This window comes from Longimicrobium sp. (assembly GCA_036389135.1).
Classification (GTDB): Bacteria; Gemmatimonadota; Gemmatimonadetes; order Longimicrobiales; family Longimicrobiaceae; genus Longimicrobium.
The window spans coordinates 1-1,585 of the sequence record DASVQP010000106.1; the positions used below are offsets into that span (position 1 = coordinate 1).

1 protein-coding gene is annotated in these 1,585 nt (G+C 70.1%); it reads left to right on the forward strand.

The window, feature by feature from the left end; translation table 11 throughout:
- Positions 1-41: 41 nt before the first annotated feature.
- Positions 42-1,585 (forward strand): phosphoenolpyruvate carboxylase (locus VF584_22280; protein HEX8212920.1); only part of this gene is annotated, 1,544 nt, incomplete at its 3' end.

A 1,585-nucleotide genomic window follows, 5' to 3' on the forward strand; every position in this document is an offset into this window, starting at 1 on the left:
CCATAGCCACGCTACGCTCGCACGGCCTGGATGCTAAAGAGGTGCTGGAGAGCATAGCCCGGCTGGACGTGCACCCGGTGTTCACGGCGCACCCCTCCGAGGCCCGCCGCCGCACCCTCTTGCAGCACCTCGAGCGCGTAGCCAGCTCCATAGCCCAACTGGGCAATCCCCAGGCACCCGGTGGGGCCGCTACCACGCTGGACGACTTGCGCACCCGCATCACCCTCCTCTGGCAGACGGCTGAGACCCGCCTCGAACGTCCCACCGTGCTGGACGAGGTGCGAAGCGTGCTCTACTTCGCCGCCGGCACGGCCTACGACGTGGCCCCCAGGGTGCAGAGGGCGCTCGAAACGGCCGTAGCGGGGGCCTACCCCGACGCCCTCCCCCCCGACGGTAGCATACCACCCGTGCTGAGGTTAGGCACTTGGGTGGGCGGCGACAGGGACGGCAATCCCGCTGTCACGCCTGAGATCACGCGCGCGGCGGCGCGCATGTCGAGAGCGGCCATACTGAGGCGCTACCGCAACGACGTAGCGGCGCTGGGCCGCGACCTGAGCATTTCGGCGCGGCTGGGCGGCGTATCCGCGGAGTTGATGCGGTCGATAGAGCGGGACCGCGAGCGCCTGGGCATGCAGCCGGTGGGCCGGTGGAGCGACGAACCCTACAGGCGCAAGCTGGGGCTGGTAGGCGAGAGGCTGCGGCGCACGGAAGAGGGCGGCCCGGGCGAGTACGACACCCCCGGCGAGTTGCTGGCCGACCTGCGGCAGGTAAAGCGCAGCCTGCTGGCGCACGGCGGTGGGCGGGTCGCGTCCGGCCCCTTGCTAGACCTCACCCGGCGGGTGGAGATATTCGGCTTCCACCTGGCCGAGCTTGAGGTCCGCCAGCACGCGGACAAGCATACGGAGGCCGTGGCCGAGCTGCTGGGCCTCACGGGCTTGTCGGGCTATAAAGCTATGTCTTACGAGGAGCGGAAGGCGGCGCTCGAGGAGAGGCTGGCGGGCGAGGCCATATCGCCCCTGCCCGGCGCGCTTTCCGCCCCCACCCGCGAGGCGCTGGATACCTTCAGGGCCATGTCCGACATACAGCAACTGGGGGGAGAGAGTGCCTGCCGGACCTGCATAGTGTCTATGACCCGGCACGCGAGCGACGTGCTGGCGGTGCTCTTCCTGGCGCGGGAGGCGGGGCTGTTCCTGTGGCCGGGAGGCAGGGGGGCCGCGTCGTCCCAACTCGACGTGGTGCCCCTGTTCGAGCAGATACACGAGCTACAGACCTGCGGCGACATCATGCGCAGCCTCTACGGTAGCCGCCCCTACAAGGCCCAGCTTCGAGCGCGCAAGCGCCGCCAGCAGGTCATGGTCGGCTACTCGGACAGCAACAAGGACGGCGGCTATCTCGCGGCGACGTGGCAGATTTACGGGGCGCAGGCGGCCCTTGCGCGCACGGCAGCCGAGGCGGGGGTGCGGCTGGTGGTGTTCCACGGCAGGGGAGGCGCGCTCGGGCGTGGGGGTGGGCCGACCGGCCGTGCTATCATGGCCCGCCCGCCGGAGGCCCAACTGCCCAACCTCAAAGTGACCGAGCAGGGGGA